This window comes from Novosphingobium sp. CF614, from assembly GCF_900113255.1.
GTDB lineage: Bacteria > Pseudomonadota > Alphaproteobacteria > Sphingomonadales > Sphingomonadaceae > Novosphingobium.
Window position 1 is genome coordinate 79,372 of the sequence record NZ_FOOR01000007.1, and the last position, 24,528, is coordinate 103,899.

A 24,528-nucleotide genomic window follows, 5' to 3' on the forward strand; every position below is an offset into this window, starting at 1 on the left:
ATTGGTGCGCCCGACAGGATTCGAACCTGTGGCCCCCAGATTAGGAATCTGATGCTCTATCCTGCTGAGCTACGGGCGCACGCAGGCGCGTCCTAGCTTGCGTACGGGGCCTTGGCAATCTGTCTGGCTGATGTGCCAAGGCAATCCGTCTTTCGTCAGTTCGCCTGATCGGGTGGTGTGACCGGGAATGGCAATGGCATGACGGCGATCCCTTCCTCCATCAGTTCCTCCGCCTCGGCAAGGGTTGCCTGGCCGTGGATCGTTTCGGTTTCACGTTCGCCGTAATGCATGGCCCGGGCATCCTCGGCGAAGTTTTCGCCCACGTAGCGCGAGACTTTCAGCGCTTCGGCCTGCATCCGCGCAAGCCTGTGCATGAGTTCGACCGCCTGGGGCGGCAGCGGCGCGTTGGCGACGGGGGCCGTGGCCGGACGGCCGGTCATAGGGACCGGGGCGGGCGGGACCGGCGCGGCGCGGCGCGGGGCAACCTCTTGCGGCAACTGGTTGCCCTTGCGCGCGAGACGGGGCGCCTGCACCGCCTTGTCCACCGCCATCGAGCCGCAGTGCGGACAGGCGACAAGCCCCATTTCCTGCTGGCGCGCGAAATCTTCCGAGGACTTGAACCAGCCCTCGAAGCGATGGGGTCCGTTGCGGCACTCCAGATCGTAGACAATCATGCGAGCGCCTATGTGGCAATCTCGCGGCGGTTGGCAAGGCTCGGCAACTGGCCACGCACGTCGGCGATGCGCGCCGGATCGATCTCGGCCAGGCCGAGGCCCGGCGCCTCTCCCCCCATGTCCAGCAGAACCTCGCCCCAGGGATCGATCGCCAGCGAATGGCCGTAAGTTTCGCGTCCGTCTTCATGTCGTCCGACTTGCGCCGCGCACAGGACATAGGCACTCGCCTCAACCGCCCGGGCGCGCTGCATCAGGTGCCAATGCGCCTTCCCGGTCGGTACGGTGAAGGCGGCGGGAATCGCGATGACATCGCATTTCGCCCGTCCAAGCGCCTCGAACAGGGCCGGAAACCGGATATCGTAGCAGATCGCCAGACCGAGGCGGCCGAGCGGCGTTTCCACCGTCACCACCGCATCGCCAGCGGCATAGGCGCTGGATTCGCGCCATGTCTCACCCGTTGCAAGGTCAACGTCGAACATATGCAGCTTGTCATAGCGGGCGCGGATCTCCCCCTTGTCGTCGATCACGAAAGCGCGGTTGGCCCACTTGCCGTCCGCGCGCTCGATCGCCAGCGAGCCGAGGTGAACCCAGATCCCCTCGCGCGCCGCCGCTTCGCGCACGGCCGCCAGCACCACGTCCTGCGCCTCGGTACGGATCGCCGCTTTCGCGCGTTCCCGCTTGCGGTCGAGCAGGCCGGACATCTCGGGCGTGAACAGCATCGCCGCGCCCTTGCTTCGCGCATCGACGATGGCGGCGACAAGCGTCGCGGCGTTGGCCGCGGGATCGACGCCGGTGGTCATCTGCAGGAGCGCGGCCAGCCCCATTCGTGTCAAAGCCCGAGAACCGCGTCGAGTCTGCCCTGCCGGTCAAGCGCGTTGATATCGTCGAATCCCCCATAAGGCGTATCGTCGACAAGCACTTGCGGAAGCGTGCGGGCGCCGGGCACCCGTTCTTCCATCTCGGCGCGCTTGGGGCCGCCCATGGTCACGTCATACTCCTCATAGGGAACCCCCTTGCGATCGAGCAGCGCCTTGGCGGCAACGCAATAAGGGCAACCCCACTTGGTGTAGATTTCGACCTTGGGCTGGTTCATTCGATACTTCTCCTTCAATTCGCCCTGGCAATTCGGCCTGGCAATTCACGCCGGTGCAATGCGGCCCTTGAAACGAGAGGCCGCTATCATATCTAGAGTAGCGAGTCATGGCCCGCCATGGGGATGGCTCATCGACAAGGCGCCGGATTTCCGGGCCTTGACACCACGAAGATTGCTCATTGGAGGATTTTTGTCATGAACCGTATCGATTTTTCACCCTATCGCCGCACCATGGTCGGCTTTGACCGCCTGTTCGACATGATCGAGAATCAGGGCCGTGCCAGCGCTGGCGACAAGTACCCTCCGTTCAACATTGAACGCCGTGGCCAGGATGCCTATCGCATCACGCTTGCGGTAGCCGGATTCAAGCCCGGTGATATCGACATCACCGCGCAGGCCAACCTGCTGATCGTCAAGGGCAGCAAGCCCGACGATACCCCCGAGGGCGAGTACCTCCACGTCGGCATTGCGCAGCGCGGCTTCGAGCGGCGCTTCGAACTGGCCGACTACGTGCGCGTCGACGGCGCCGACCTTGCCGACGGCCTGCTTGTGATCGACCTTGTGCGCGAAGTGCCCGAGGCCATGAAGCCGAAGAAGATCGCGGTCGGCGGCAACAAGCTGACAGTAGTGGAAAACGGTCCCGACGAAAACACCGCCGCCGCCTGATCACTGCAAAAAGCCAAACTTCATCAAACACCTGGAAGAAGGCGGTCTGGACAGCCGGGCCGCCTTCGGTGCGCGGATATTACCGCGCCGTACACCATCACTTGATAGATTTCGGCAAAAATGCCTAAATGTTTGCAGCCAGCTTACTAGGGTGAATACCACCCGAGCGGCTTAAATCGGACCAAACCAGTCTTGGCTATGTAGACACCTGTAGTTCGCAGGAGTCCGACAGGCCGATGAAACGTTTGAAGATCGCCCACCGGTTGGTGTTCGCCTTCAGCCTTTTGCTCGCCATCATGGCGGGCATGGGCGTGTTCGCGATCAAGCAGATCGGGGAAGTGAATTCCCTGACGAACGAACTGACCACGGACTCGCTGCCCGCCTCGCAGAACCTGGGCGATCTTCACGCCTATGCGTCCCAGTATCGGATCCACCAGGCCGATACCTTCAAGGCCGCCGGCACTGCGGCCTGGGAACGTCAGAACAAGGTCCTGCGCAACTCGCAGGCCGTCATCAACGAGGTGCTGGCGGAATACGGCAGGCACATTCACGATCCCGCGCAAGTCGAGGCTCTGACCAAGGTTCGCGAGGACTGGCGGGCCTATATCGCCCAGAGCGATTCGCTGCTGAACCTTGCCCAATCCGATATGGAAGCGGCGCACGAGCTGTTCGAAGGCGAATCCCTGGATAGCTTCTACAACCTGGAAGACCATCTGCTCGCGCTGGTGGACCTCAATACCAAGGTCGCCAACAACGCAGCCAAACGCGGCGAGACCATCTATTCCAAGGCACGCCAGGTCGTGATCGTCACCGCGCTTGCCGGTCTCGGCTGCGCGGTCGTCCTCCTGCTCGTCATGATGCGCTCGATCGCCAAGCCGGTGAAACGGCTGGACAGCGCCGTGCGCCGCCTGATCGACGGCGACACAAACGTCGCCATTCCCGGCGGCGAGCGCCAGGACGAGCTGGGCAGCCTCGCCCGCGCTCTCGAACGCTTCCAGGGACTGGCCCGGGCCGATCAGGACCGGGCTCTCGAGGAACAGGAACGCGCGCGGAACTTGCAGCTCACTGTCGAAGCCATCGGCAACGGCCTTGCCCAACTTGCCGAAGGAAACCTGGCGAACCGCCTGGAGGAAACCGGCGAAGGCGCGCTTGCCCGCCTGCCTCTTGACTACAACCTCGCGGTCGCGCGGCTTTCCGAAACCATGAGCCAGCTCATCGAGGGTTGCCATTCGATCCGCGTGGGCACCGACGAGATCGCGGCGGCCACGTCCGATCTGGCCGGCCGGACCGAGCAGCAGGCAAGTTCGCTCGCGGATACCTCGCGCACGCTCAGCGAGTTCACCAGCGTCGTGCAGGTCACCGCCGACAATGCGCGCCAGACCAGCACCCGCCTCAACGTGGCACGCGAAACCGCGGACAAGGTGGAAGGCATCGCGCACCAGGCCGTGAACGCCATGCGCGGCATCGAGACGACCTCGCGCGAGATGGCCGCGATCATCAACGTTATCGACGGCATTGCCTTCCAGACCAACCTTCTCGCGCTCAATGCCGGTGTCGAGGCCGCGCGCGCCGGCGAAGCCGGCAAGGGCTTCGCGGTTGTCGCCACCGAAGTGCGCGCGCTGGCCCAGCGCTCCGCCGACGCCGCCAACGACATCCGCAAGCTGATCGATCGCAGCGCGCGCCAGGTCGGCGACGGCGTTTCCCTGGTGGAAAGCAGCGGCGATGCCCTGCGCAAGATCGTCGGCGAAGTGGTCACGGTCTCGACGCTTGTAGAGGAGATCGCCGGCGCCGCCGAGAAGCAGGCCGAAGGCATCACCGAGATTTCGACAATGGTCGCCGGCATGGACACCTTTACCCAGCAGAACGCCGCAATGGTGGAAGAGAGTTCCGCCGGCAGTCGCAACCTCTCGCACGAGACGCAGCGCCTGATGTCGCAGATGTCGAGCTTCAGGCTGGATGACGCGGGTGCGATGCAGGCGGCGTCCTTCGGCCATTCGCCCATGCCGATCCACCACGAGGCGGACATTCGCCCGGCGGAGCAGGTCAGATACGCCCCGGCACCGGCGGTCTCCGGCGCCAATGCTCTCGCCCTGGATGACTGGAGCGAATTCTAGAGTGTGAATAAAACAACCAAAAAGATCGGCGCCAAGCCGTCACCCCCATGAAAACGGAGAGTACAATGAAGACGATACTGAAGATTTCGGCCGTATTTTCCATAATGGCCCTGACCGCGAGCCCGAGCTTTGCCGACGACTGGTTGTCCAACGTGAAGCGCACGATCGCGTCCAAGCAGACTTATCCCCGCACCGCGCAGATGCGCGGCGAGGAAGGAACCGTGAAGGTCAAGGTCTATGTCTCGACCTCGGGCAAAGTGGAGAAAGCCGAACTGATCGGCTCCTCGGGGTCGAACACCCTCGACAAGGAGGCGATTGCCCTGGTTTCGCGGGTCGGCTCCCTTCCCGCACCGCCGGCCGGAACCAATTCTGTGGTGCTGCCGCTCACCTGGAAACTGCTCTGACCTGAACGTCGCACTGTCACGCGCTGGAGCGATGGCGATGGAATCAGCCTCCATGGAGGAGGCCGATCAAGTCAGACCAGGCGGGCCTGCCTGAGCGCGGCGGCAACGAAGCCGGAGAACAGCGGGTGCGGGTCGAAAGGCTTGGACTTGAGTTCCGGGTGGAATTGCACGCCGACGAACCAGGGGTGATCGGGCCGTTCCACGATTTCGGGCAGCAGGCCGTCAGGCGACATGCCCGAGAAGATCAGTCCGTTTCCTTCGAGCGCCTCGCGGTAGGCGCCGTTGACTTCGTAGCGGTGGCGGTGACGCTCGCTGATCTGGTTCGAGCCATAGATCGCCGCAGCATGGCTGTTCGATGAAAGTATGGCCGGATAGGCCCCCAGGCGCATGGTGCCGCCCAGGTCCCCGCCCTCGGCGCGCTTCTGGAGGCCGTCCTTGCTCATCCACTCGGTGATGATGCCGACCACCGGTTCCTCGGTGGCGCCGAATTCGGTCGAGCTGGCTTTCTCGATGCCGGCCGCGCGGGCACCTTCGATGCAGGCCATCTGCATGCCCAGGCAAATGCCCAGGAACGGCACGTCCCGTTCCCGAGCGAAGCGTACCGCCGCGATCTTCCCCTCGGTGCCGCGCTCGCCGAAGCCGCCGGGCACGAGGATGCCATGCATCGGTTCCAGCGCCGCGGCGATTTCCGAATCCTCCTTCTCGAAGATCTCGGCATCTATCCAGCGGATGTTGACCTTGACCCGGTTCGCCATGCCGCCGTGGACCAGCGCCTCGTTCAGCGATTTGTAGGCGTCCTGCAAGCCGACGTACTTGCCCACCACGCCGATCGTCACCTCGCCCTCCGGGTTCTGGTAGCGGTCGGTAATGTCGTCCCAGCGCCCCAGATCCGGTGCGGGAGATGACATTCCGAAGTGGTGCAGAACCTCCGCGTCCAGACCCTCGCGATGGTACTGCAGCGGAACCGCGTAGATATTGGGCGCATCGAGCGCCTGGATCACCGCCTGCTGGCGCACGTTGCAGAACAACGCGATCTTGCGGCGCTCGCCTTCGGGCAGTTCGCGGTCGCAGCGGCACAGCAGGATGTCGGGCTGGATGCCCAGGCCCGTCAGTTCCCGCACCGAGTGCTGCGTGGGCTTGGTCTTCAGCTCCCCCGCCGCCGCGATATAGGGGACCAGCGTGACATGGACGAAGCAGGTCTGTTCGCGGCCCAGCTCGTTGCGCAGCTGGCGCATGGCCTCGACGAAGGGCAGGCCCTCGATATCGCCGACAGTGCCGCCGATCTCGCAGAGGACGAAGTCGAGATCCTCGGTCTCGGCCAGCGCGAATTCCTTGATCGCGTCGGTGACGTGGGGGATCACCTGGACGGTGGCGCCCAGATAGGCCCCGCGCCGTTCCTTGGCGATGATGTCCCGGTAGATGCGGCCAGAGGTGATATTGTCCGCCTGCCGTGCCGAAACACCGGTGAAACGCTCATAATGGCCCAGGTCGAGGTCGGTCTCGGCGCCATCGTCGGTGACGTAGACCTCGCCGTGCTGATACGGACTCATCGTGCCCGGATCGACGTTCAGGTAAGGATCGAACTTGCGGATCCGCACCTTGAACCCGCGCGCCTGCAGCAGCGCCGCGAGGCTTGCCGCCATCAGCCCCTTGCCCAGCGAGGAAACCACGCCGCCGGTGATGAAAATATGCCGCGCCATGGGAGTCGGGCCTTAAATTGCATGGGGGCACGAGGGCAAGCGCCCTGTGCCTGAATCCACAGGTCAAATTGAATGAACCGCCGTCTGCATGAGCAAAACGGCAGTTCGGTTACGTTGGAATGCCGAACGGCTACTGCTTGGCGGCGCCCGAAAGCGGATCGTCGGCAGGCGCCTGCCCGGCAGGAGTGCCGGCGCCCGCGCCGTTCGTGGCGGGGGCAGGAGCAGTACCGGGATTGGCCGCTCCGCCAAGCGGATCGGCGGGCTGCGCGGGGGCCGGGGTGATGGTGCCGCGTTCAAGCGAGGTATCGATGTCGCGGCCAGTGGTCTGGTCAACGGCCAGAGCCGCCAAAACGATGCTGAGAACCACGAACAGGGTGGCCAGGACCGCCGTCGACCGGGTCAGGAAATCGGCCGCCCCGCGCGCGGACATCAAGCTCGAAGGGCTGGCGCCGACTCCAAGGCCGCCACCTTCCGACTTCTGCACCAGGATCACGCCGACAAGCGCTGCCGCAACCAGCGCCTGGACCACGGTCAGGAAAAGGAACATCTTCGTTTCAACCTTCCGGCGGGCGCCCAGTCCGCATTACCTTGCCCGCGTCATTCGCCGCGCAGATAGGCGCGAAGCGGCCATCGCGCAACCCGCCAGCCTGTTCGATCAGGCCGGGAGCGGGCGAAACGCCGATTTCCCGCCCCCGCGATTCGTTCAATCGTCGGCCAGCGAGGCCGCCGCGCCGACGATGGCCAGGAAACTTTCCGCCGTAAGGCTGGCGCCGCCCACCAGCGCGCCGCCGACATCGGGGATGGAAAGCAGTTCGGCGGCATTGTCCGCCTTTACCGAGCCGCCGTAGAGGATGCGCACATCCGCGCCGCCGGCGCCGTAGATCGCCACCAGCTTGTCGCGGATCGACTTGTGCATGGCGGCCACGTCCTCGACCGAAGGTACGCGGCCGGTGCCGATGGCCCAGACCGGTTCGTAAGCCACCGAGAGCTTTTCGGGTGCCCCGTCGATGCGCGGACACGATCCCTCCAGCTGGCCGCCGACGACCTCTTCGGCCCGTCCGGCATCGCGCTCCGCTTCCGTCTCCCCGACGCAGAGGATCGCCGCGAGGCCCGCCGCCAGCGCCGCCTCGGCCTTGCTCCTGACGTCCGCGTCGCTTTCACCGTGGAGCGTGCGGCGTTCGGAATGACCGACGATGGTGAAGTCCGCGCCGGCATCCTTGAGCATCGGCGCGGAAATATCCCCAGTGAAGGCGCCGCTGTCCTTGGCATGGCAGTCCTGGCCGCCGATGCCGATGACTTCCACGGCGTCGCGAACGCGGTAGAGCAGCGTGGCGGGCGGCGCGACCGCAACCTGCACCTTGGGAAAGCGTGCGGCCGACCGGTCGATCGCGCGTACTTCGCTGAGCATCGCGCGAGTGCCGTTCATTTTCCAGTTTCCGACGATGTAAGGCAATCCAGCCATTTCAAACCCTTGATAAATCCATGGCGCGCACCGGCGATTCCCGCCCGTCCGGGGAATCAGGCCATCGCCCTCGCGGCGCTGCTAGGCCAGCCCTGCCCGACTTGTCAAAATTCATCGGCCATTCCCATCCGCAATAACCGAATTCGTCATCCAAGAACCCGCGACGGGCGGAATTCCCGCATATCGTGCGAGTCGGCATTGCAGGATGCCACAAGGCCCCCTAAAGCCTGCGCCCGTTTACTGCGAAGCCGGCAGGTTTCGCGCAGGCAATCGCTGATCGGCACGGTCCATGCTCTCTTTCTTTCGTTCCCTTCTGAAGTCCAAGGTCGGTGCCGGTATCGCACTGGCAATGCTGGCAATCATCGCCGTCGCCTTCGCCAGCGGCGATATCGCCGGTTTTGGCAGTTCCACTGGACTGAGCAGCGGCGGCGTCGCCACCGTCGGCAGCGAAACCATATCGGGCGTCGACCTGGCCCAGGGCGCGAACCAGGCGCTGAGCCGCGTCAAGCAGCAGCAGCCCAGCGCGACGATGAAGCTGCTGGTCGCGCAAGGGGGCCTGGAGCAGGTGCTCGGCGACCTGATCGACCGCGCCGCGTTCTACGCCTTCGGCAAGGAAAGCCGGATCGTCGTCAGCGAACGCCTGGTCGACAGCGAAATCGCGCAGATTCCCGCCTTCCAGGGAGTCGACGGCAAGTTCGACCAGAACACCTTCCGGCAGGCGCTGGCACAGCAGGGCATGTCCGAGGAGAACCTGCGCAAGACTTTCGCCCAAAGCCTTTCGGCGCAGCAACTGCTGGCTCCGGCCCAGTTCGGCACGATCATGCCCGAATATGCCGCCAGACGCTATGCAGAGCTGCTGAACGAGGTTCGTTCCGGCTCCGTCGTCGTCCTGCCCTCCGTGCTGTTCGCGCCCGAAACGGCGCCGACCGATGCCCAGCTCGCCGCCTTCTACAAGGCACACACCGAACAGTTCATCCTGCCCGAACGGCGCGTGGTACGCTATGCCGCCTTCGGTGAGGAAGCCCTCAAGAATCCGCCGGCGCCGACCGACGCTGAAATCGCGGCGCGCTACAAGGCGGACACGGCGCTTTACGCCGCGCAGGACGATCGCAAGATCACGCAGTTGATCGTCCCCACCGAAGCCGCCGCCCGTGCGGTCGCCGCCGAAGTCGCGGGCGGCAAGTCGCTGGAGACGGCAGCCAAGGAAAAGGGCCTCTCGGCCGCGCCGCTTGAATTCTTCAGCAGACAGCAGCTTTCCAGCCAATTCTCGCCGGAAATCGCCGAAGCCGTGTTCGCCGCCCCGGTGGGCAAGATCGCCGCCCCGAAGAAGAGCCCGCTGGGCTGGCACGTGGTGCGCGTCGACGAAGAGCGGAAGACGCCGGCCCGCCCGCTCGCCGAGGTGAAGGACGAACTGGTCAAGCAGCTCACCGAGGAAAAGCGCCGCAAGGCCTTCAGCGACATGCTCGCCAATATCGAGGACCAGTTCACCAACGGCGCCAACCTGGTCGAGGTAGCCAAGGCGATCGGGGTGGAAGCCAGCCAGACCGACCCGCTCGTCGCCGACGGCCGCGTCTACATGAAGCCCGGCCAAACCGCGCCGGATGTGCTCAAGCCGGTGCTGGCGACCGCGTTCACGATGGAACAGGAAGAACCGCAGGTCGCCGAAGTCGAACGCGGCAAGACTTTCGTGATCTATGACGTAACCAATATCGCCGCCTCCGCCCCTGCCCCGCTCGCGCAGATCAAGGACGACGTGACGCAGGCCTGGAAGATCGACGCCGGCTCGCAGGCGGCGAAGGCCGCCGCGCTCAGGATGCTGGATACTATCCGCAAGGGCAAGTCGCTGGAGCAGGCCATGGCGGATGTCGGCAAGCCGCTGCCCCCGGTCGAGCAGGTATCGATGTCCCGCCCCACGCTGGCCGCCGCGCTGCGTGCCGGCAAGCAGGTGCCGCCGCCGGTCTCCCTGATGTTCCACATGGCCAAGGGCACGGTGAAAGTGCAGTCGGCGGCGCAGGAGCGAGGATGGTTCGTGGTCCTGCTCAAGGATATCGTGCCCGGCAAGGTGGAATCCGGCGAACTGGTCTTCGGCGCCCAGAAGGAACTCGGGCAGCAGCTGGGCCAGGCCTATGGCGACGCGCTAGCGAAAGCCATCCGCAAGGACGTGGGCGTGACCCGCAATGCCGCCGCGATCAAGGCCGTGCGGGACCAGCTTTCCGGCGCCGCCGCGAACTGATCGGCGGGCGGAGGCATGCAGCGCGAATCGGATCGTTCGGCGGCGCTGAAGCGCCTGTCACGGGGTGAGCCGGCGCTACTGTGGCGCAAGCTCGTCGCCGATACCGAGACACCGGTCGGCGCCGCGCTCAAGCTGTTCGAGCCGGAACGCGGCGATTTCCTGCTCGAATCGGTGGAGGGCGGGGAAACGCGCGGGCGCTACAGCCTGATCGGCCTCGATCCCGACCTGGTGTTCCGCGCCAGCGCCGCCGCGTGCGAAATCAACCGGCAATGGCAGCGCGATCGCACGGCCTTCACGGCCATGGCGGGCGACAGTCTTTCCGAGCTGCGCGGCCTGGTCAACGCCTGCCGGATCGATGTACCGGCCGAGCTGCCGGGGGCGCTGGCCTGCCTGGTCGGCTACTTCGGCTACGAGACCATCGGCCTGGTGGAGAAGCTCCCGCGCGCGCCCCAAAGCCCGCTCGACCTGCCCGACATGCTGTTCGTGCGCCCTTCGCTGATCCTGGTATTCGATCGGCTGGGCGACGAGCTGTTCTGCGTCGCCCCGCTCTGGCCCGATGCAGGCGCACCCGAACACGTGGTGGATATCGCCGCCGAGCGCATCGACGAAGCGCTGCGCCGCCTTGCCGCGCCGGTCCCCGCCTCGCCGGTGAGCGCCGGCCTTCCCGAGCCCGTGCCGAGCCCGGTCATGGCGGCGGGCGACTACGAGGCGATGGTCCTCAAGGCGAAGGACTACATCGAAGCCGGGGACATCTTCCAGGTGGTGCTGGCCCAGCGCTTCACCTGCGAATTCACCCTGCCGCCACTGGCGCTCTACCGCTCGCTGCGCCGTGTGAACCCCTCGCCGTTCCTCTACTTCCTCGACCTGCCCGGCTTCGCCCTGATCGGGTCCAGCCCGGAAATCCTGGTGCGGGTGCGCGAAGGCGAAGTGACGATCCGCCCGATCGCCGGCACGCGCCCGCGCGGCGGCACCCCGGCGGAGGACAGGGCCAACGAGGCCAGCCTGCTCGCCGATCCCAAGGAACGCGCCGAGCACCTGATGCTGCTCGACCTCGGCCGCAACGACGTCGGCCGCGTCGCCCGGGCCGGTACTGTCGAGGTGACGGACAGCTATACGATCGAGCGCTACAGCCACGTCATGCACATCGTCTCGAACGTAATCGGCAAGCTGGACACGGCCAGGCACGACGCCATCGACGCGGTTTTCGCAGGCTTTCCCGCCGGCACCGTCTCAGGCGCGCCCAAAGTGCGCGCCTGCGAAATCATCGCCGAACTCGAGCCGGAGACGCGCGGCGCCTATGCCGGCGGCGTCGGTTACTTCGCGCCGGACGGATCGGTGGATTCGTGCATCGTCCTGCGCACCGGCGTGCTCAAGGACGGCGTGCTCCACGTCCAGGCCGGTGCCGGCATCGTCGCCGACAGCGACCCGGCCTACGAACAGCGCGAATGCGAGGCCAAGAGCGGCGCCCTGTTCGCAGCGGCGCGCGAAGCGGTAAGAGTGGCCGGGGAACCGGGCTTCGGGCAGTGAAACGCGGGGCCTTGGCCGCGCTGCTGCTCGTCGTCGCCTGCTCCTCCGGCAAGGCCGAGAAACGCCGCGAGGCCCCGCCCCCGCCCCCATGCGGGAGCGCCACGTTCGAAGGCTCCGCCCTTACCCACTGCACAGCCGTGCCGGGCCGCCACACCGTCCACATGGTGCTCGGCCCAATGGACGGCGCGCCTTATCGGAGCCTTTCGCAGCTTGCCGTCGGCCGGCCGGACAAGGCGCACGAAGTCGCCTTCGCCATGAACGGCGGCATGTTCGACGACGCGGGACAGCCCATCGGCTACTACGTCGAGGAGGGCGAGCGGCGGCACAAGCTCAACCGCAACGAGGGCCAGGGCAACTTCCACATGCTGCCCAACGGCGTGTTCTACGGCGATGCCGGCGGCCACTGGGCAGTGCTCGCCAGCGACGATTTCGCGGCGAAGGTTTCGAAGCGCCCCGACTTCGGCACCCAGTCCGGCCCGATGCTGGTGATTGCCGGCAAGCTGCATCCCAGGATCGATGCGGACGGGCAGTCGCTCAAGCTGCGCAACGGCGTCGGCGTCGACGCGCAGGGCCGTGCGCATTTCGTGATTTCCGACGAGCCGATTTCGTTCGGCAAGCTCGCCCGCTATTTCCGCGATGCGCTCCACTGCCCCAACGCGCTGTTCCTGGATGGCAGCGTGTCCTCGCTGTGGGACCCGCACATGGGCCGCGTCGATGGCGGGCCGCCGCTCGGCCCCTTGATCGTCGTCGAGAAAAGGGCAAAGGCGAAACCATGATCCTCGTCATCGACAATTACGACAGCTTCACCTGGAACCTGGTCCATTACCTGATGGAACTGGGCGCCGAAGTGGAAGTCGTGCGCAACGACGCGCTTTCGGCTGGACAAGCGATCACCAGCGGTGCGCGCGGCTTCCTGATCTCGCCCGGCCCCTGCACCCCCAACGAGGCCGGGATCAGCCTCGATCTCGTCGGCGCGGCCGCCGATGCCGGCAAGCCGCTGCTCGGCGTATGCCTGGGCCACCAGTCGATCGGCCAGTACTTCGGCGGCAAGGTGGTGCGCGGCGGGCTGATGCACGGCAAGACCTCGCCCGTCACCCATGACGATACCGGCGTCTTCGCGGGCGTGCCCTCCCCCTTCACCGCCACGCGTTATCACTCGCTGATCGTCGAGGACATTCCCGGAGCGCTCAAGGTCAATGCCCGCTCGGACGACGGCCATGTCATGGGCTTCCGGCACGAGAGCCTGCCGATCCACGGCGTGCAGTTCCACCCGGAAAGCATCGCCACCGAGCACGGCCACGCGATGCTGGCAAATTTCCTGAGACTGTGCGGCATCGACGCCAGCATGCCCGAACGGCTTTCGGCGTGAATTCGGCCGCATGACCCTGCCCGATCCACTCCACCCGATCGGCGAGGCAGAGGCAGAGGCCGCGTTCGGCGCGATCCTGGATGCCAGGGTGCCCGAAAGCGCGATCGCCGCCTTCCTCGTCGCCCTGTCCGACCGGGGCGAGACCGCCAGCGAGATCGCCGGCGCCGCACGGGCCATGCGCGCGCGGATGATCCCGATCTCCGCGCCGGAAAACGCCATCGACGTCTGCGGCACCGGAGGCGACGGCCACCACACGCTCAACGTCTCGACCGCCGTTTCGCTGGTGGTGGCAGCTTGCGGCGTACCGGTCGCCAAACATGGCAACCGCGCGGCCAGTTCCAAGGCCGGCGCGGCCGATACGCTGGAAGCGCTCGGCCTCGACCTCGATCGCGCGGTGGAAACGGCCGAGGCGACGCTGAACCAGATCGGCATCTGCTTCCTGTTCGCCGCGAAGCACCACCCGGCGATGGGCCGGCTGATGCCGCTCCGGAAGTCGTTGGGGCGGCGCACGATCTTCAACCTGATGGGGCCGCTGGCCAATCCCGCACAGGTCACGCGCCAGCTCGTCGGCATCGCCCGGCCGGCCTACATACCGATCTATGCCGAAGCCATCATGCGCCTGGGCACCGATCACGCGCTGGTCGTATCGGGCGATGAAGGGCTTGACGAACTGAGCCTGGCGGGCGGCAACGAAGTGGCGGAAGTGACCGGCGGCGACCTCGCCATGCGCCGCGTCTACCCCGCCGACGCCGGCTTGCCGATCGCCCCGATCGAAGCGATCCGGGGCGGCGAAGCACCCTACAATGCCGAGGCCCTGCGCCGCCTGCTCGCGGGTGAGCCAGGTGCCTATCGCGACGCCGTGCTGTTCAACGCGGCCGGCGCACTGATCGTGGCGGGCGAAGTCGAAGACTGGGCGCGGGGCGTCGGGAAGGCAGCCGAAGCGATCGATTCCGGCCTCGCCAAGGCCTTGCTAGACCGCTGGATCGCGGCGGCGCGGGCCTGAGGCTGCCCGAACTGACTGGCCGAACTGAGGAAATCATGTCCGACAAGCTCACCGAGATCTGCGAGAGCAAGCGCAAGGAAGTAGAGGCGCGCAAGGCCGTCGCCACCGTGGGCGATCTTGACGCCCATGCCGCCTGCCAGAGCGCCCCGCGCGGCTTCGAGTCGGCGCTGCGCCGCAAGGCCGAGGCCGGTTACGCGCTGATCGCCGAAATCAAGAAGGCCAGCCCATCCAAGGGCCTGATCCGCCCCGATTTCCGTCCGGCCGAACATGCCTCGGCCTATGAGCGCGGCGGTGCCGCCTGCCTCTCGGTGCTGACCGACGCGCCCTATTTCCAAGGGCACGAGGACTTCCTGGTGGACGCTCGCGCGGCCGTCTCCATCCCGGTGATCCGCAAGGATTTCATGATCGATCCCTGGCAGGTGGCCGAAGCCCGCGCGATCGGCGCCGACGCGATCCTCATCATCGTCGCCGCGCTGGACGACGGCGCCATGGCCGAGATCGAGGCTGCCGCGCGCGAACGCGGGATGGACTGCCTCGTCGAAGTCCACGACGAAGCGGAGATGGAGCGCGCCGCGCGGCTCAAGTCGCGGCTGATCGGTGTCAACAACCGCGACCTCAAGCGCTTCGTCACCGACATCGCCGTGACCGAACGCCTCGCCCCGCTCGCTCCCGAAGGCACCCTGCTGGTGAGCGAAAGCGGCATCAACGCGCACGCCGACCTGGACCGCCTTTCCCGATGCGGCGCGCGCACTTTCCTCGTCGGCGAAAGCCTCATGCGCCAAGCCGATGTCGAGGCGGCGACGCGGGCGCTGCTTCACGGTTGACGCTCGACGCGGTTTGCCCTGTCCTGCCGCGCGCAAATCTGCCATCGAAATGGCTCGGCATCGTTTCGCGCGCCATTTTTTTTTGAAGAACGAGATGAGCAAGAGCCTGACCCATATCGATTCGGATGGAACCGCCCGCATGGTGGACGTGGGCCCCAAGGCCGAAACCCAGCGCCTCGCGGTCGCATCGGGCCGGATCACCATGACCGCCGAAGCGCTCGCCGCGATCCGCGCCGGCAATGCCCCGAAGGGCGACGTGCTGGGAACCGCGCGAGTGGCCGGAATCATGGCCGCCAAGAAGACTGCCGACCTGATCCCGATGTGCCACCCGCTCATGATCGATGCGGTGAACCTGGATTTCGCCTTCGAAGAAAATGCCGTCCGCGCCACCGCGACAGCCTCCCTCACCGGCAGGACTGGCGTTGAAATGGAAGCAATCACAGCGACTTCTATCGCACTCCTGACAATCTATGACATGGCCAAGGCGCTCGACAAGGGCATGGTCATCAGCAATATCCGGCTGATCGAGAAGCGCGGCGGCAAGTCCGGGCACTGGAAGGCGGAAGGGCTGGACTGATGGCGAAAGTACCGCCGATTCCGCTGGAGGAAGCACAGGCGCGCCTGCTTGCCCTGGTCGAGCCGCTGCCGATCGAGCACGTAGACATCGAGGGTGCGCTGAACCGCTACCTCGCCGAGCCGCTCCAGGCCCGCCGCACCCAGCCCGCCGCCGACCTCTCGGCCATGGATGGTTACGCCGTGACCGGCGATGACCTCGCCGGTCCCTGGCACGTGGTGGGCGAAAGCGCGGCCGGACATCCTTTCACCGGGACGGTCGCCAGCGGCCAGGCCGTGCGGATTTCCACCGGCGCGATCCTTCCGGCCGGCGCCGAGGCGGTGATCCTCCAGGAAGACCTCGCGCGCGATAACCACCACATCGCCCTCACCGGCGAAGCGCCCGAGCCCAGGCACAAGCATATCCGCCGCTGCGGCCTGGACTTCTCCGAAGGGCTGGAAGTGCTTGTGGCCGGCACCCGGATCGGCCCGGCGCAGGCGGCCCTGGCCATCGCCGCCGGCCACAAGCACTTGCCGGTCTCCCGCAAGCCGCGCATCGCGGTGATCGACAGCGGCGATGAACTCGCGAGCGATCCCGAGACGTGCGAGCCACATCAGATTCCCGCCAGCAACGGCGCCATGTTGATGGCCATGGCCGGCGCTCTGCCGGTCGAGGCGAGGCGGATCGGTCCCGTCGCCGATACGCTGGAGGCGCTGATGGCCGCCTTCGACGCCGCGCGCGAGGCCGACGTCATCGTCACCAGCGGCGGTGCCTCGGTGGGAGATCACGATCTCGTCCGTCCGGCGCTGGAGGCCTGGGGCGCGACCATCGACTTCTGGCGGGTGGCGATCAAGCCTGGCAAGCCGATCCTGGTCGCCCGGCGCGAACGCACGTCGGGTCCGCAGATCGTGATCGGCCTTCCCGGCAATCCGGTGTCGAGCTTCGTCACCGCCTATCATTTCCTGCTGCCGCTGCTGCGCCGGATGCTCGGCGCGCGGGATGCCCTGCCGATGCAGATCCGCACGCGGCTCGGCGCGCCGGTTCGCGCGAACGGTGGCAGGCGCGAATTCCTGCGCGGCTCTTGGGATGGCGAATCCGTCGTCCCGCACACGATCCAGGACAGCGGCGCGCTGGCCGCGCTGGCCGCCAGCAACGTCCTGATCGACCGGGCGGCCTTCGCGCCGGAAGGAAGCATCGGGGACGAGGCGCGGGTGTTCCTGCTTCAAAATGGTGGTATTGCTTGACGTTACAAATTTTGTTGCTTAATTGTTCCCTCAATGTTCGCAACCGGAACGATCCGGACGGACGTCAGGCAAGAGGCAACGAAGATGTTGACGCGCAAGCAGCACGAATTGCTCCGGTTCATTCAGATCCGGCTTGAGGAGAGCGGCATCTCTCCCAGTTTCGAGGAGATGAAGGAGGCGCTCGACCTCAAATCGAAATCGGGCGTTCACCGCCTGATTTCCGCCTTGGAAGAACGCGGCTTCATCCGCCGCCTGCCCAACCGTGCCCGCGCGCTCGAAGTGCTGCGCCAGCCTGACGATGTCGGCGGCAAGCCGGCACGGCCCGTTCCCGCCAAGGCGGGAGAAGCGCTCACCCCGCCGCGCCGCGCGCCGGAACCCGCGAACGACGTCATCGAAATTCCCCTGCATGGCCGCATCGCCGCCGGCGTTCCGATCGAGGCGCTGGAAGGCCAGTCAATGCTGCCGGTGCCCGCCGCGCTGCTCGGTGCCGGCGAACACTATGCGCTGGAAGTTTCGGGCGATTCAATGATCGAGGCCGGCATTCTCGACGGCGACTTCGCCTTGGTGAAGCGCACCAATACCGCCCGCGACGGAGAGATCGTGGTCGCCCTGGTCCGCGGCGAGGAAGCGACGCTCAAGTACTTGCGGCGCGAAAACGGCATGGTCCGGCTCGATCCCGCCAATGCCGCCTACGAACCGCAGATCTACGGGCCGAGCGAAGTCGAAGTGCAGGGCAAGCTCGCCGGCCTGCTGCGCCGCTATCACTGAGCGGGATGGCGCGACACCGCGCGCCATCCTCCTGCCCGATCCGGGTCGAAAGTATCGGGCAGTTCGTGCCACGACTGCCTCTCCGACCCTATCCTCGCCTCAGAGCTTGGCTGTCGGCTTGCGCATGGCCGCAATGACCGGGGAAGCTTCGGAGATGGCAATGGGCACCGGCGGCTTGGCCTTGGATGCCTTGGGCTTGCGGACCTCGCGGTTGCTGCGTTTTTGTGATTTGGCCATATCAGAAAGCTCCCCCTTCTGCACCCGCATGCGGCGGCTTGGCCACCGATCGGTCCGCCCCGACGGCGGCAATGGCTTCATGACCGCTGCGCCAGGCGTAGGGACGATGGGGATAGGGATACGATCGGAACGACGCCAACAAATGGCCAAGTTCGCGTTGGCAAGACGCAATCTCGTGCGCATTGGCCGCCCCGGAATATTGCATCAAGGCAAGTTGTTCATCTTTGAAAATCTGATTGAGGCACATCTCGCGCGCTCCTGCATCAAGCGGGGGCGCATTCCATCCCTCAGGCGCGAGAAGCTCGGATCAAAGTCTCACGATGGATCCCATATAGCACTGATCGCGGATTATCCTGCATCAAATCGCGGGGAGCATGCGCGCTCGGCCAGTACCACCGATCAGCCCAGGCGATCCTCGTCGGTGTAGATATCGAAGCGTGACAAAGTCACCGGCCCGAAGGTCGTCGTCAGCGCCGCATCGGCGGCGTCACGCCCGCGCGCCATCAGAATGCGGCCGCAACGAGGACGGTTGTGTCGGGCATCGAAAACATACCATCGACCATCGAGATAGGCTTCGAACCACGCGGAAAAGTCCATGACGCCAACCACCGCTGGCAAGTCCATGTCGCCCAGATAGCCGGTGCAATAACGCGCGGGAATGTTCATGCAGCGGCACAAGGTGATCGCCAGATGGGCAAAGTCGCGGCAAACCCCGGCGCGCTCATGAAAGACATCCCATGCCGTCTTGGTCGGGCGCGCGGCCATGTAGTCGAAACGGATATGGCCGTGAACATAGGCCACGATGGCCTGAACCAGCGACCAGCCCTGCGGCACATGGCCGAACAGGCCCCAAGCCACTTCGGTCAACCGATCCGTCTCGCAATAGCGGCTGCCCAGCAGGTAGAGCAGGACTTCATCGGGCAAGTCGGCCAGCGCCATCTGGCGGGCACCGGGCACTACCGGATCGGGCTCGAACGGATCCTCGATAACGAAGCCGGACGAAACGGTGATCCCGCCCGCAGGCATCGTCAGGCGCGTGCAGATGTTCCCGAAGCTGTCGACATAATCATAGAGCGGCACGTCCGGCGTCGTGAAAATCCGCTGGGCGGTGCGCAGATCCTTGTTGCGCGAGGCGTGAACGCTCAAATTCGCGAGCATCGGCACGGATTGCTCCGAGATCAAACCAATATCGTATCCTGCTCGGATCAGCATGGGATGGGCGCTTTCATGCGAGGGACAGCCCCGCCCCCAGCGTTCTACGCTGCGGATGCTGCTACACGGGGCATCGGCTTGGTGGCGCAATCCTACACTGCAAACCCGGGATGACAAAGAAGCATCTCGCCGCCATTCGCGCGTCGGCCGCGCGATTGCAAATTCTGCGGGACAGCTTATATAAGCGGGGCTTTCGTCGCATGTGACGGATCTCGGGTACGCCCTTTTTCCCATCCCAGCCTCTTAGAGCCGGAATGCGCCGCTGTTGGCGCATGACCGCCACACATGGGATAAAGGACACCCATATGACTATCGGAACCGTAAAATTCTTCAATCCTGACAAGGGCTTTGGCTTCATCGCGCCGGAAGGCGGCGGAAACGACGCCTTCGTGCACATCTCGGCCGTCGAGCGTGCCGGCATGGGCACGCTCGAGAAGGACCAGCGCGTCACCTACGATCTTGAAAAGGATCAACGCGGCAAGATGTCGGCCGTGAATCTCCAGGCCGCCTAACAATACCGGCATTGCGGACGGCCGACCGGTCGTCCGCAATGCCGCCGCCTGGCCTTTCGGAACGCGCCTTCTTCCCGCGCCGGAAGTTCACTTTCATCGCCCAGTCCCTAGGAGACCGACAATCGCCGACAACCCGCTTCGCCCGTTCCTGATAAACAAGGATGCAGAGGGAAATTTTCGCCTTACGGTGCGAACCACGCGGTACAATTCGCAAGGGTATCCACTGGTCGACGTCGAACTCCAGGAACAGCTCTTCAAGACGGCAACGGCGGCCAAGGCCTTTGCCCGCGACAATTTCAGAGCGCAGCCCGGCGAATACGCCATGAAGTAGCGTGAGCGCCAAAACCTGGCGCGCATTGCGAACGGCTCGGCTGGGCTGCTCCTCGGGAGGCGTCCAGCTTATCTGTGAAATATCTTCACGACATGAAATTTGCCCCCCGGGTCCCCGACCGAGAGGATACCCCCGTCACGGGCCGGCGCCAGCTTGCTGGCCGCCCTCCCCACTTTCCGCCTGGCGAAGCGCGCGGCAACGACATCACCAAATGTGGTCAGGGCATTCGCGCCATTCCCTACAACCAGAAGTATGCCGGGGAGCCTGTAAGCCGGGTTCTGTACCTGGCGTGGTCTCCCTAACGAGGGACCTTACGCCGCGGCGGCAGCCATTCCTCTCGGCGATGCGTTGCCGCATCGCTCCAGCGACCAACCCGGGCTGCCTGGGTCCGAAACCGACCCCCCCGGGCCAAGTCGTTGGACTCGTCCGGGACGCAGCCCCTATTCGGTCTTGCTCCGGGTGGGGTTTGCCATGCCGCTGCCGTTACCGGAAGCGCGGTGCGCTCTTGCCGCACCCTTTCACCCTTGCTGCCCCACCCGATCCTTCGACAAGCTCGGGACGAGCGGGGTTAGCGGTCTGCTCTCTGTGGCACTTTCCCTGAGCTTCGAAGGGCCTGAAAGCCCTCCTCACCCGGCGGGCGTTACCCGCCACCCTTGTTTCGTGGAGCCCGGACTTTCCTCGACATTCTTGCGAACGGCGCGGCTGCCCAGCTCCCCGGCGCGGCTCACCTAGCACGGCCGATGTCGCGCTCCAACAGGAGTTCGAACAGAATGCCGCCGATCTCGCCATCGATCTCGCCGTCGATGATCTCGGGACGCCACCGGCGCTGGAACGCCCGCACGGCGGCGCGGCCATTGGCGATATCGTAGCCAAAGCGCTCCATCGCGAGGTAGAAGGCGCCCGGATTGTCGTAGTACAGGTTCATCTTCGCCGCCGGAATATCTAGCGAAAGCCCGAGTTCGCCAAGCCGTTGCCAGTCGAAATACTCGCCGGGATCCTGCTTGCGTGCCGGCGCGACGTCAGAATGGCCCACCACGTTGGCGCGCGGAATGTCGTGGCGGTCCATGATGTCGGCCAGGAGCGGCATCAGCGCGTCCATCTGCGGCTCGGGAAACGGCCGGTAGCCCCATTCGTGGCCCGGATTGGCCAGTTCGATGCCGATGCTGGCGGAATTCACGTCGGTCACTCCGCGCCAGTACGATTGCCCGGCATGCCAGGCCCGCTTCTCCTCGGGCACCAGCGAGGTGACGATGCCCTCCTCATCGATCATGTAGTGCGCCGAAACCTGCGCCTCGGGATCGCACATGCGCGCCATCGCCTCCTCGGCGGTCTTCATGCCGGTATAATGGAGCACGACCATCGTCACCGGCAGCTTGCGCTCGTTCCAGTTGGGGGATTGGACGATGCGGTTGACCAGCCAGCGGTTCATCGCGCCCGTCCTTCATCCATGGGGTCCGTCCCTCTCAGGCTCCCGGAAGCACCGCGCCGAGCACCAGCGCGTCTTCCGCAAGGGCATATTGCAGCTTTCCACCCTGTTCCTGCGCCAGCAGGTGGATCATCGCGGCGGGCGCCGTCCGGCTTGAAAGCTCCCCGTCCGGCAGGGAACCGTCCAGCGCGCGGCCGATGTCGCGGTCAAAGGCGATGCGCTGGCCCGCCGCGCGCACGACGATCTCGCTGATGCCGTCGCGGAACTCCGCCGCGATGTCCAGCGCGCCGCCGCGCGGCAGCGCCTCGATGCCGATCAATGCGAAGTTGAGCAGGGTCTTGATCGCCAGCTTGGGCAGCGAATCGCTCGACAGCGCCCAGTTCACCATGATCCGGGCGTTGTTCGCCACCAATGCGTCAACCAGCACGCGCGCCTCGCTGACAGGCACGAGTTCGCCGAAACCACCGGCGGCGCCGAAGGCGAGGCGGAAGAATTTCAGCTTGTCGGTGGATATCCGCGCGCTTTGGTCCAGCAGTTCGAAGCAGCGCTGGCGCATGCCCGGATCCCTCTCGTCCGCCAGCAGTTCCAGTCCGTTCGACAGGGCGCCGACGGGGCTCAACATATCATGGCACAGGCGCGAACACAGGAGGCTGGCAAGTTCGAGCGAGCTCGTGGTCATGGATTGGGGTACTTTCCGTTCTCTCTTCCGATCCATGCCGGCGACCGATGCCGGCATCAGATATGGTCCGCACGGTCCTCTCCAACCATGCGGCAGGTCAGTTCGGAAAAACCTTTCCCGCTATCGCGCCAGAAAGCAACCTGCCCGCTGGCGATGATCGCCCAAATGCGCAAATCGCCAGTGGAATGTTCGCAGTCGATCGCCGATGGGACGGGGTGCCCGGTGGGATGCGAGTGATAATAGCCCAGCACGCGCGGCCCGCCCGCCCTTGCCGCCTTGTGCGCGGCCAGCAGCGCGGCGGGATCGATTTCGAAGCGCAGGCGCGGCCGATCGGAGACATTCGCGGCGGGCAGCGCCATCTCGATCCGTCCCTCCCCGCCCGGCCCGCCGCGCCCCAGCAGCAGGCCGCAGCATTCCTCCGGCGCGGCACGATCCGCTTCGGCGCAAAGTGTGGCCATGACACCACTTGTCACCTCGATATGCATCCCCAAATCCTAGCCGAGATGGGGGCAAACGAAAACATCATCCTGGGCATGATCGGCGCGGAAGGCGGACGGATCGACAAGGCGCTGGCCGAAGCGAGCGGCCTCTCGCGCGAGCGGGTGAAGGCGCTGATGGGCGAGGGACGCGTCAGCCTTTCCGGCAGGCCCGTCTCACAGGCCTCGCTCAAGGTCGAACCCGGCACCCCATTCGCGATCACTGTGCCCGAAGCCGCACCGGCCGAAGCGGCGGCGCAGGACATTCCGCTCAGCGTGGTGTTCGAGGACGAGCACCTGATCGTCATCGACAAGCCGGCCGGTCTTGTCGTCCATCCGGCGGCGGGCAATCTCGACGGGACGCTGGTCAATGCCCTGCTGCACCACTGCCGGGGGCAGCTTTCCGGGATCGGCGGCGTCGCCCGGCCGGGAATCGTCCACCGCATCGACAAGGACACCTCGGGCCTGCTGGTCGTCGCCAAGACAGACCGCGCGCACGAAGGCCTCGCCGCCCAGTTCGCCGACCATTCGATCACGCGCGCCTACCTTGCCGTGGTCGCCGGCCGGCCGGTCCCAGCCGCCGGGACCGTGACCGGCGCGATCGCCCGTTCGCATACCAACCGCAAGAAAATGGCACTGGTCGAGGATGGGCGCGGGAAGCATGCCGTGACCCACTATCGCAGCCTGGAACCGCTGAAGGGCGCGACATTGGTCGAGTGCCGGCTGGAGACCGGGCGCACGCACCAGGTGCGCGTTCACATGTCGTCAATCGGCCATTCGCTATTGGGTGATCCTGCCTATGGACGTACACCTTCAGCCATTCGCCCGACCCTCCAACGGCTCGATTTTTCTCGCCAGGCGCTCCACGCCGCGGAACTCGGCTTCGTTCATCCCGTTAAGGGGGAGACGGTCCATTTCGTCAGTCCGCTTCCCGACGACATGCGGACCCTGATCGACGAATTGCGACACTGAAATCGGATTTATATGCTATCATGAACAGGTGGCGACAAGCTAAGACGCCTCTTAAGGGTCTTTGACCGTCGGCCGACCTAGAAAGGACGGAAGATAGTGAGCAATAACGAACGCAACCTCCCCGCGGTGCCGTCACTGGGCGGTGAGCAGAGCCTTAACCGCTACCTGTCCGAAATCCGCAAGTTTCCCGTGCTTGCGCCCGAGCAGGAATACATGCTCGCGAAGCGCTACAAGGAACATGAGGATCCGGAAGCCGCCGCGCAACTGGTGACCAGCCACCTGCGCCTCGTCGCGAAGATCGCGATGGGCTATCGCGGCTATGGCCTGCCCGTTTCGGAGCTGATTTCCGAGGGCAATATCGGCCTGATGCAGGGCGTGAAGAAATTCGAGCCCGATCGCGGCTTCCGACTCGCGACTTATGCGATGTGGTGGATCAAGGCCTCGATCCAGGAGTTCATCCTGCGCTCGTGGAGCCTGGTCAAGATGGGCACCACCGCCGCGCAGAAGAAGCTGTTCTTCAACCTGCGGCGCATGAAGAAGAACCTCGACGCCTACGAGGATACCGACCTCCACCCGGACGACGTCGCCAAGATCGCGACCACGCTGGGCGTTTCCGAACAGGAAGTCGTCAACATGAACCGGCGCATGATGATGGGCGGCGATGCCTCGCTCAACGTCTCGCTGCGTGAGGAAGGCGAAGGCCAGTGGATGGACATCCTGGCCGACGAAGGCCCGTTGCAGGATGAAGTCGTTGCCGAAGCCGAAGAGAAGACCGTGCGCCATGACATGCTGGTCGAGGCGATGGACAGTCTCAACGAACGTGAGCGCGACATCCTCAAGGAACGCCGCCTGACCGACGATCCCAAGACGCTGGAGGAACTGAGCCAAGTCTATCACGTCAGCCGCGAACGCGTCCGCCAGATCGAAGTGCGGGCCTTCGAGAAGCTGCAAAAGGCCATGAACCGTATCGCCAGCGACAAGAAGCTGCTGCCTGCGAACTGACGCCGCGCGTCGCGTTGAAACAATCAGAACCGGGCTGTCCGAACGGG

Annotated in this window: 27 protein-coding genes, 1 tRNA gene and 1 other RNA gene; 16 read left to right on the forward strand and 13 right to left on the reverse strand. The window is 65.3% G+C overall.

Features of this window, described 5'->3' with window-relative positions; all coding sequences use genetic code 11:
* Positions 1-2 precede the first annotated feature (2 nt).
* The 4 genes from BM052_RS10105 to grxC form a co-directional block, all read right to left on the reverse strand.
* Positions 3-79, reverse strand: a tRNA-Arg gene (locus BM052_RS10105).
* A 76-nt stretch (positions 80-155) separates the two neighbouring features.
* Positions 156-674: a DUF1178 family protein gene (locus tag BM052_RS10110; protein WP_091146270.1), complete on the reverse strand. Its 519-nt coding sequence runs from the start codon at positions 672-674 to the stop codon at positions 156-158.
* An 8-nt stretch (positions 675-682) separates the two neighbouring features.
* Positions 683-1,498 (reverse strand): carbon-nitrogen hydrolase family protein, encoded by an 816-nt coding sequence (locus BM052_RS10115; protein ID WP_091146271.1) that lies wholly within the window; start codon positions 1,496-1,498, stop codon positions 683-685.
* Between the two features lie 5 nt (positions 1,499-1,503).
* Positions 1,504-1,767 (reverse strand): glutaredoxin 3, encoded by a 264-nt coding sequence (gene grxC, locus BM052_RS10120; protein WP_091146273.1) that lies wholly within the window; start codon positions 1,765-1,767, stop codon positions 1,504-1,506.
* A 195-nt stretch (positions 1,768-1,962) separates the two neighbouring features.
* Between grxC and BM052_RS10125 the strand changes: the two genes are divergently transcribed.
* From BM052_RS10125 to BM052_RS10135, 3 genes are all read left to right on the forward strand, one after another.
* Positions 1,963-2,433: an Hsp20 family protein gene (locus tag BM052_RS10125; protein ID WP_091146275.1), complete on the forward strand. Its 471-nt coding sequence runs from the start codon at positions 1,963-1,965 to the stop codon at positions 2,431-2,433.
* Positions 2,434-2,669: 236 nt separating this feature from the next.
* Positions 2,670-4,547 carry a methyl-accepting chemotaxis protein gene (locus BM052_RS10130; RefSeq protein ID WP_091146276.1) on the forward strand — a complete coding sequence of 626 codons (1,878 nt, stop codon included), beginning with the start codon at positions 2,670-2,672 and terminating at the stop codon, positions 4,545-4,547.
* A gap of 65 nt (positions 4,548-4,612) precedes the next feature.
* Positions 4,613-4,951: an energy transducer TonB gene (locus tag BM052_RS10135; RefSeq protein ID WP_091146278.1), complete on the forward strand. Its 339-nt coding sequence runs from the start codon at positions 4,613-4,615 to the stop codon at positions 4,949-4,951.
* A gap of 71 nt (positions 4,952-5,022) precedes the next feature.
* Here BM052_RS10135 and BM052_RS10140 read toward each other — a convergent pair whose 3' ends face one another.
* From BM052_RS10140 to tpiA, 3 genes are all read right to left on the reverse strand, one after another.
* Complete coding sequence (locus BM052_RS10140) at positions 5,023-6,651, reverse strand: CTP synthase (RefSeq protein ID WP_091146279.1); 1,629 nt, start codon at positions 6,649-6,651, stop codon at positions 5,023-5,025.
* 130 nt (positions 6,652-6,781) lie between these two features.
* Positions 6,782-7,198: a preprotein translocase subunit SecG gene (secG, locus tag BM052_RS10145; RefSeq protein ID WP_091146281.1), complete on the reverse strand. Its 417-nt coding sequence runs from the start codon at positions 7,196-7,198 to the stop codon at positions 6,782-6,784.
* Between the two features lie 156 nt (positions 7,199-7,354).
* Complete coding sequence (tpiA, locus tag BM052_RS10150; RefSeq protein WP_091146282.1) at positions 7,355-8,113, reverse strand: triose-phosphate isomerase; 759 nt, start codon at positions 8,111-8,113, stop codon at positions 7,355-7,357.
* A gap of 289 nt (positions 8,114-8,402) precedes the next feature.
* On the opposite strand from tpiA, the gene BM052_RS10155 reads away from it, so the two are divergent.
* From BM052_RS10155 to lexA, 9 genes are all read left to right on the forward strand, one after another.
* Entirely contained in the window at positions 8,403-10,346 is a 1,944-nt protein-coding gene (locus BM052_RS10155) for a peptidylprolyl isomerase (protein ID WP_091146285.1), read from the forward strand.
* 15 nt (positions 10,347-10,361) lie between these two features.
* Complete coding sequence (locus tag BM052_RS10160; RefSeq protein ID WP_091146287.1) at positions 10,362-11,873, forward strand: anthranilate synthase component I family protein; 1,512 nt, start codon at positions 10,362-10,364, stop codon at positions 11,871-11,873.
* A complete protein-coding gene (locus BM052_RS10165; protein ID WP_255406067.1) occupies positions 11,870-12,649 on the forward strand; it encodes a phosphodiester glycosidase family protein in 780 nt (259 codons plus the stop codon). Before BM052_RS10160 ends, BM052_RS10165 begins: the two co-directional genes overlap by 4 nt.
* Positions 12,646-13,242: an anthranilate synthase component II gene (locus tag BM052_RS10170; RefSeq protein ID WP_091146288.1), complete on the forward strand. Its 597-nt coding sequence runs from the start codon at positions 12,646-12,648 to the stop codon at positions 13,240-13,242. The genes BM052_RS10165 and BM052_RS10170 overlap by 4 nt, the downstream gene beginning before the upstream one ends.
* 10 nt (positions 13,243-13,252) lie before the next feature.
* A complete protein-coding gene (gene trpD / locus BM052_RS10175) occupies positions 13,253-14,245 on the forward strand; it encodes an anthranilate phosphoribosyltransferase (protein WP_091146290.1) in 993 nt (330 codons plus the stop codon).
* 35 nt (positions 14,246-14,280) lie between these two features.
* Positions 14,281-15,069 (forward strand): indole-3-glycerol phosphate synthase TrpC, encoded by a 789-nt coding sequence (gene trpC, locus BM052_RS10180; protein WP_091146291.1) that lies wholly within the window; start codon positions 14,281-14,283, stop codon positions 15,067-15,069.
* Positions 15,070-15,163: 94 nt separating this feature from the next.
* The gene (moaC, locus tag BM052_RS10185; protein WP_091146520.1) at positions 15,164-15,646 is read left to right on the forward strand and encodes a cyclic pyranopterin monophosphate synthase MoaC; all 483 of its coding nucleotides are present in this window, start codon (positions 15,164-15,166) and stop codon (positions 15,644-15,646) included.
* Positions 15,646-16,866, forward strand: coding sequence for a molybdopterin molybdotransferase MoeA (locus BM052_RS10190; RefSeq protein WP_091146293.1), 1,221 nt, complete (start codon positions 15,646-15,648; stop codon positions 16,864-16,866). Before moaC ends, BM052_RS10190 begins: the two co-directional genes overlap by 1 nt.
* Before the next feature lie 84 nt (positions 16,867-16,950).
* Positions 16,951-17,634 (forward strand): transcriptional repressor LexA, encoded by a 684-nt coding sequence (lexA, locus tag BM052_RS10195; protein WP_091146521.1) that lies wholly within the window; start codon positions 16,951-16,953, stop codon positions 17,632-17,634.
* A 99-nt stretch (positions 17,635-17,733) separates the two neighbouring features.
* Here the strand turns inward: lexA and BM052_RS19910 are convergent, their stop codons facing one another.
* Together BM052_RS19910 and BM052_RS10205 are read right to left on the reverse strand one after the other, a co-directional pair.
* Positions 17,734-17,901 carry a hypothetical protein gene (locus tag BM052_RS19910; protein WP_177198415.1) on the reverse strand — a complete coding sequence of 56 codons (168 nt, stop codon included), beginning with the start codon at positions 17,899-17,901 and terminating at the stop codon, positions 17,734-17,736.
* A 369-nt stretch (positions 17,902-18,270) separates the two neighbouring features.
* Complete coding sequence (locus BM052_RS10205) at positions 18,271-19,083, reverse strand: transglutaminase-like domain-containing protein (RefSeq protein ID WP_091146297.1); 813 nt, start codon at positions 19,081-19,083, stop codon at positions 18,271-18,273.
* Positions 19,084-19,388: 305 nt separating this feature from the next.
* On the opposite strand from BM052_RS10205, the gene BM052_RS10210 reads away from it, so the two are divergent.
* Together BM052_RS10210 and BM052_RS10215 are read left to right on the forward strand one after the other, a co-directional pair.
* Complete coding sequence (locus BM052_RS10210) at positions 19,389-19,595, forward strand: cold-shock protein (RefSeq protein ID WP_091146298.1); 207 nt, start codon at positions 19,389-19,391, stop codon at positions 19,593-19,595.
* Between the two features lie 187 nt (positions 19,596-19,782).
* Positions 19,783-19,926, forward strand: coding sequence for a hypothetical protein (locus BM052_RS10215; protein ID WP_255406068.1), 144 nt, complete (start codon positions 19,783-19,785; stop codon positions 19,924-19,926).
* A 251-nt stretch (positions 19,927-20,177) separates the two neighbouring features.
* On the opposite strand, the gene rnpB is transcribed toward BM052_RS10215, so the two are convergent.
* The 4 genes from rnpB to BM052_RS10235 all read right to left on the reverse strand — a co-directional run bounded on the left by rnpB (position 20,178) and on the right by BM052_RS10235 (position 22,516).
* Positions 20,178-20,644: RNase P RNA component class A (gene rnpB / locus BM052_RS10220), an RNA gene on the reverse strand.
* Positions 20,645-20,650: 6 nt separating this feature from the next.
* Positions 20,651-21,355: an N-acetylmuramoyl-L-alanine amidase gene (locus tag BM052_RS10225; RefSeq protein WP_091146301.1), complete on the reverse strand. Its 705-nt coding sequence runs from the start codon at positions 21,353-21,355 to the stop codon at positions 20,651-20,653.
* Positions 21,356-21,389: 34 nt separating this feature from the next.
* Positions 21,390-22,031: a histidine phosphotransferase family protein gene (locus tag BM052_RS10230; RefSeq protein ID WP_091146302.1), complete on the reverse strand. Its 642-nt coding sequence runs from the start codon at positions 22,029-22,031 to the stop codon at positions 21,390-21,392.
* 56 nt (positions 22,032-22,087) lie between these two features.
* Positions 22,088-22,516, reverse strand: a complete 429-nt coding sequence (locus tag BM052_RS10235) for a M67 family metallopeptidase (protein ID WP_091146304.1) — start codon at positions 22,514-22,516, stop codon at positions 22,088-22,090.
* Between the two features lie 18 nt (positions 22,517-22,534).
* Here BM052_RS10235 and BM052_RS10240 point away from each other — a divergent pair, with 18 nt between their 5' ends.
* Both BM052_RS10240 and rpoH read left to right on the forward strand, forming a co-directional pair.
* Positions 22,535-23,479, forward strand: coding sequence for an RluA family pseudouridine synthase (locus tag BM052_RS10240; protein WP_091146307.1), 945 nt, complete (start codon positions 22,535-22,537; stop codon positions 23,477-23,479).
* A 96-nt stretch (positions 23,480-23,575) separates the two neighbouring features.
* Complete coding sequence (gene rpoH / locus BM052_RS10245; RefSeq protein WP_091146309.1) at positions 23,576-24,481, forward strand: RNA polymerase sigma factor RpoH; 906 nt, start codon at positions 23,576-23,578, stop codon at positions 24,479-24,481.
* The last annotated feature ends 47 nt before the right edge of the window (positions 24,482-24,528 follow it).

Coding starts and splice junctions, on each gene's coding strand:
- BM052_RS10110 (WP_091146270.1), bottom strand. CDS start 674: ATGATTGTCTACGATCTGGAGTGCCGCAACGGACCCCATCGCTTCGAG.
- BM052_RS10115 (WP_091146271.1), bottom strand. CDS start 1,498: ATGGGGCTGGCCGCGCTCCTGCAGATGACCACCGGCGTCGATCCCGCG.
- grxC (WP_091146273.1), bottom strand. CDS start 1,767: ATGAACCAGCCCAAGGTCGAAATCTACACCAAGTGGGGTTGCCCTTAT.
- BM052_RS10125 (WP_091146275.1), top strand. CDS start 1,963: ATGAACCGTATCGATTTTTCACCCTATCGCCGCACCATGGTCGGCTTT.
- BM052_RS10130 (WP_091146276.1), top strand. CDS start 2,670: ATGAAACGTTTGAAGATCGCCCACCGGTTGGTGTTCGCCTTCAGCCTT.
- BM052_RS10135 (WP_091146278.1), top strand. CDS start 4,613: ATGAAGACGATACTGAAGATTTCGGCCGTATTTTCCATAATGGCCCTG.
- BM052_RS10140 (WP_091146279.1), bottom strand. CDS start 6,651: ATGGCGCGGCATATTTTCATCACCGGCGGCGTGGTTTCCTCGCTGGGC.
- secG (WP_091146281.1), bottom strand. CDS start 7,198: ATGTTCCTTTTCCTGACCGTGGTCCAGGCGCTGGTTGCGGCAGCGCTT.
- tpiA (WP_091146282.1), bottom strand. CDS start 8,113: ATGGCTGGATTGCCTTACATCGTCGGAAACTGGAAAATGAACGGCACT.
- BM052_RS10155 (WP_091146285.1), top strand. CDS start 8,403: ATGCTCTCTTTCTTTCGTTCCCTTCTGAAGTCCAAGGTCGGTGCCGGT.
- BM052_RS10160 (WP_091146287.1), top strand. CDS start 10,362: ATGCAGCGCGAATCGGATCGTTCGGCGGCGCTGAAGCGCCTGTCACGG.
- BM052_RS10170 (WP_091146288.1), top strand. CDS start 12,646: ATGATCCTCGTCATCGACAATTACGACAGCTTCACCTGGAACCTGGTC.
- trpD (WP_091146290.1), top strand. CDS start 13,253: ATGACCCTGCCCGATCCACTCCACCCGATCGGCGAGGCAGAGGCAGAG.
- trpC (WP_091146291.1), top strand. CDS start 14,281: ATGTCCGACAAGCTCACCGAGATCTGCGAGAGCAAGCGCAAGGAAGTA.
- moaC (WP_091146520.1), top strand. CDS start 15,164: ATGAGCAAGAGCCTGACCCATATCGATTCGGATGGAACCGCCCGCATG.
- BM052_RS10190 (WP_091146293.1), top strand. CDS start 15,646: ATGGCGAAAGTACCGCCGATTCCGCTGGAGGAAGCACAGGCGCGCCTG.
- lexA (WP_091146521.1), top strand. CDS start 16,951: ATGTTGACGCGCAAGCAGCACGAATTGCTCCGGTTCATTCAGATCCGG.
- BM052_RS19910 (WP_177198415.1), bottom strand. CDS start 17,901: ATGCGGGTGCAGAAGGGGGAGCTTTCTGATATGGCCAAATCACAAAAA.
- BM052_RS10205 (WP_091146297.1), bottom strand. CDS start 19,083: ATGCTGATCCGAGCAGGATACGATATTGGTTTGATCTCGGAGCAATCC.
- BM052_RS10210 (WP_091146298.1), top strand. CDS start 19,389: ATGACTATCGGAACCGTAAAATTCTTCAATCCTGACAAGGGCTTTGGC.
- BM052_RS10225 (WP_091146301.1), bottom strand. CDS start 21,355: ATGAACCGCTGGCTGGTCAACCGCATCGTCCAATCCCCCAACTGGAAC.
- BM052_RS10230 (WP_091146302.1), bottom strand. CDS start 22,031: ATGACCACGAGCTCGCTCGAACTTGCCAGCCTCCTGTGTTCGCGCCTG.
- BM052_RS10235 (WP_091146304.1), bottom strand. CDS start 22,516: ATGCATATCGAGGTGACAAGTGGTGTCATGGCCACACTTTGCGCCGAA.
- BM052_RS10240 (WP_091146307.1), top strand. CDS start 22,535: ATGGGGGCAAACGAAAACATCATCCTGGGCATGATCGGCGCGGAAGGC.